At 60.9% G+C, this 3,887-nt stretch carries 3 protein-coding genes and 1 riboswitch; of the genes, 1 reads left to right on the top strand and 2 read right to left on the bottom strand.

Annotation, left to right across the window (positions count from 1 at the left end):
- Nucleotides 1-44: 44 nt before the first annotated feature.
- Entirely contained in the window at nucleotides 45-983 is a 939-nt protein-coding gene (locus T281_RS18030) for an Lcl C-terminal domain-containing protein (RefSeq protein WP_081796874.1), read from the bottom strand.
- 90 nt (nucleotides 984-1,073) lie between these two features.
- Entirely contained in the window at nucleotides 1,074-1,397 is a 324-nt protein-coding gene (locus tag T281_RS16505; RefSeq protein WP_037242069.1) for a hypothetical protein, read from the bottom strand.
- 188 nt (nucleotides 1,398-1,585) lie between these two features.
- A riboswitch (cobalamin riboswitch) is annotated at nucleotides 1,586-1,774 on the top strand.
- Between the two features lie 104 nt (nucleotides 1,775-1,878).
- Between T281_RS16505 and T281_RS16500 the strand changes: the two genes are divergently transcribed.
- Nucleotides 1,879-3,887: TonB-dependent receptor plug domain-containing protein (locus tag T281_RS16500; protein ID WP_052037607.1), on the top strand; the 2,009-nt coding region annotated here is incomplete at its 3' end.

Genomic DNA, 3,887 nt, shown 5'->3' with positions numbered 1-3,887 from the left:
CCGCGTCGCTTTGATCCTTCGCCAAATGCCGCACACCGCCACCGTCACCGCGCGTCGGAAACGAGCCGCACCGGGATCGGATAGGTGCGCGAACAATTGTTGTGGTAGGCGATCGAGAAGTTCACACAGAACATATGCCCACCGGTCGGGTACGGATCGCGCGTGCGAAGATCGCTGTAAGCCGGGAGGGTGACGGGGAACGCTTCCGCATTCACCATCGGCGCGCTTTTGCGGTCCCGGTCGATGAGCGTCAGAAGCTCGACTTTCGTCGGCAACCTCCAGCCTCGCCCTTCCGCCGCGAACGCCTCGTCCTGCGTCAGCCTCACGCGGATGCCCGTGCACCCCCGTCCGGCCTGCCAATCCTGCCCGACGAGGCAACGCTGCCAACGAAGCCCCGTCTTGCGGTCGCGGGCCACGCCTCCGTCGATCTCGAAGCGGCCGTCGGCTGTCACGCTCTTCACGGGCGCGGATGCAGCGGCGGCATTCTTCGCCCCGTTGCGCACGAGCCGCACAAAAAGCGGAACCTTGCGGGTGAAGTTGAGCAGATCGCCCTTGAACGAAACATTAAAAGCTACCGCGAAGCCGCAGACATCTCCGAGCATGCACCCCTTGGCGACGGTATTGCTCCAATATGTGAGCGGATCGCCCCGCCGCCCCGCAAGATCAGGAAATGCCGCGACGTCTGTTATGGGAAACTCGCCGCGCCGACTTCTCTCGCGGTCGACGAGGGAAACGAGCTCGTCGATCTCCGGCAGACGCCAGCCGCCCCGCCCGAGCCCGCGCGCTTCGTCCCAGGTGAACACTTGCGGCGAACCCGTGCAACGGCCCTCGCGCCACACCATTCCGACGCTGCAACGCTGCCAGACGAGTCCCGTTTGCCGGTCGGAGACTTCGGGGCCGAGCGCCTCGAAGCGCGGAGCTTGCGCCATCGCGCCAGCGACCATGCAAAGAAGTATCGTCAAAGCTGCAGGAAGAAGCCTCATCGCCGTGATCCGTGCTGCCCGTAACGTACACGACCTAAGGCTGTTCGGTAACAGAACGACGACAACGGCTACAGTCCCGCGTAGCCGTGTCTATCCGAACCACCACCACCAGTTCACGACGAGCATGAATGTGACGAGGATCAGCGCCAGAATGATCAGCGTCTGAATATGAGCGGTCACCCAGTTGCGCCATGTTTCCGGCGCTTCGCCTGCCTCCTGACCCATCGAGCCGAGCAGCAACAGGCCCAGCACGCCAAGGATGTAAATCCCGGCGGGATATTGCTTGCAATGCCCGCAGGACCAGCTTTCGAGCCACATCAGCCCAATCAGGGTGCCCGCGACCAGAAAGGTAATGAACGCGAGCACGCCGAGGCTGATGATGATCACAAAACGCATGATATCGGCCGATGTCATGCCCCCCGCCTCCTCAACGCAACCAAACGATTTTCGTAAAAATAGCAGGGCAGCGTTAATCATGCGTGCACGGGCATGGTTAACGGCATCGGGGCCCGCGATGGCGGGATGTTGCCGTCGCGCCACAGCTTGCGCGAGACTTACCACATTGCGGCATTTGCGTGGTTGCGGCACAAGCTTCGCGCAAGCTATGCCATGAGGCGATGGTCCTCACGTGAGGATAATAGGGAACGCGGTGAGGGACGATGTCCTTAATCCGCGGCTGCCCCCGCAACTGTAAGCGGTGAGCGAAGCGCCAAAGGCCACTGGGCAACCGGGAAGGCGGCGCGGAGTTTGGACCCGCGAGCCAGGAGACCTGCCATCAGCCGTGGTCACGCGCGAACACGTCGGGCGGGGTGTCCTGATGGGGCTTGGAATCCGCTCGAACGCGGCATTCCTGACTTTGGTTCGTGGTGACGTGTCACGTTATCGCGAGGCCAAAATGCCCGTTTTCTATCCGCGCGCGCGCTCCTGCGTCGCGCTCGTTAGCCTTGTCGCGCTCGCCGCGAATGCACAGGCCCAAACCGCCGCTCGTTCGGACACCCTGCCGCCCGTCGTCGTCAAGAAGGACGAGGCCGACAAGCAGAAGAAGAAAGCCGCCACGCCGAAGAAAAAGAAGGAAGCCCCGGCCATTGCGCAGGGTCCGGCAGAGCCCGCAGAGGCGGTGCCCGGCGAGCCGTCGACCGACGTGATCTATTCCGCGAACCGCGTGCCCACCGACATCACCAAGGTCGGCTCCGCAGTCTCGGTCATCACGCGCGACCAGATCGAGGCGCAGTCGCGCACCTATGTGCAGGATTATCTCGCGCAGGTGCCGGGCGTCTCCGTGGCGCAGACGGGCTTGGGCGGTACATCGTCCTATTCGATCTGGGGGGCTGCATCGAAATACGTGAGAGTTCAGGTCGACGGACTCGATCTGTCCGATCCGACCGGAACGCAGGTAAGCACAGCTCTCGAACACATCCTCGCGGGCGACGTGTCCCGCATCGAGGTGCTGAAAGGTTCTCAGAGCCTTCTTTACGGTGGTCAGGCAATCGGCGGCGTCATCGCTATCGAAACGGCGCGGCCCGTTCTCGGCGCGAGCCTTAGCGCGTCCGGCGAAGCAGGCTCCTACAACACCCAGCGTGGCACGGCGAGCGCAGCTTACGGCACGGATCGTGGTTATGCGCGCTTCACAGTTCAGAGTGTTAGGACTGACGGCTATTCAGCTGCAGCTCTTGGCACCGAGGACGACAGCTATCGCAACCTCACCTTCAGCGGCACGGGTGAATATGCCATCGCCGAAAACGTCAAGGTCTTCTTCTCCGCGCGGTCGCTCGACAGTAACCTCAGATACGATGACGGCTACGATTTTTTCACTGGCCTGCTGGAAGACGGCGATCTTCAAGCGAGAGTTCTGACAAACCAGAGAGCCGGGCGCGTCGGGACAGAGGTCAAGTTGTTTGACGGCGCTTTTGTGAACACATTCGCTATACAGGGAATGGAGCTTGACCGCACCTATCTCGGCTATAGCGCCTGGAGCATGGGCCCCTATACAAGTTATTATTCAGGCGACCGTTGGAAGGCCGAGTATCTGGGAGTGGGGCGGATCACGAACTGGGCGACAGTTACTGCGGGGGCGGATTATCAGGAAGAAACCGCGCAGACGACCTATTTCGCTGGTCGAGAGTCGGATTTGACCGGCGTCTTCGGACAACTTGCGATAGAGCCTCTAACGGGACTAACCATCACCGGGGGCGCCCGCAACGACGAGCACAGTCAATTCGGCGACTACCAGACTTATCGACTGACCGGCGCATATTTCTACGAGCCAACTCAAACCAAGTTTCGGGGGAGTACCGGCACAGGCTTTCGTGCGCCGAGCCTCTATGAATTGTATGCGCCAGGCACCTACGGGAACTCCGATCTCAAGCCGGAAACGAGCGAAAGCTGGGATGCGGGCATCGACCAGTGGATCTATAACCGACGCATTCGCGTCAGCCTGACTTATTTCGACCTCGATACGACCGACGAGATCCGCCTTATTAACTCGCATTTCACGCAGATGTCGGGAACGAATAACCGCTCGGGTGTCGAACTTTCGGCGACAGCGCAGGTTACTCCTTTCCTCGGCGTAACCGGCGGCTATACCTATACTGACGCGCGCACGGCAGACGGAACACGCTTATCACTTGTTCCGCGCAACATGGTCTCTTTGGGCGCCGATGTCTCAATTACGGAAAAGCTCAGGGCAAATGTCACGGCTCAGGTCGTGCTCGACACGATGGATGCACTTTATCCACCGGCCCTCGGTTATGCCACGGTCCCGGTCAAAGGCGACGATTACCTCTTGCTTAGCGCGAAGTTCAGCTACGATATCCGTCCTGGTCTTTCAGCCTATGTGCGCGGCGAAAATCTTCTCGATCAGGATTACCAAGCCGCCCGCGGCTACGGCACACCGGGCCTCTCGGT

Origin of the sequence: Rhodomicrobium udaipurense JA643, from assembly GCF_000636015.1 — a bacterium.
Taxonomy (GTDB): domain Bacteria; phylum Pseudomonadota; class Alphaproteobacteria; order Rhizobiales; family Rhodomicrobiaceae; genus Rhodomicrobium; species Rhodomicrobium udaipurense.
The sequence above is the reverse complement of the archived record's forward strand: the minus strand, read 5'-3'. Positions and strand labels throughout refer to the sequence as shown.

What these genes read in the sequence shown, in the direction of transcription:
- T281_RS16505 (WP_037242069.1), bottom strand. Translation starts at nt 1,397, where the DNA reads ATGACATCGGCCGATATCATGCGTTTTGTGATCATCATCAGCCTCGGC.
- T281_RS18030 (WP_081796874.1), bottom strand. Translation starts at nt 983, where the DNA reads ATGAGGCTTCTTCCTGCAGCTTTGACGATACTTCTTTGCATGGTCGCT.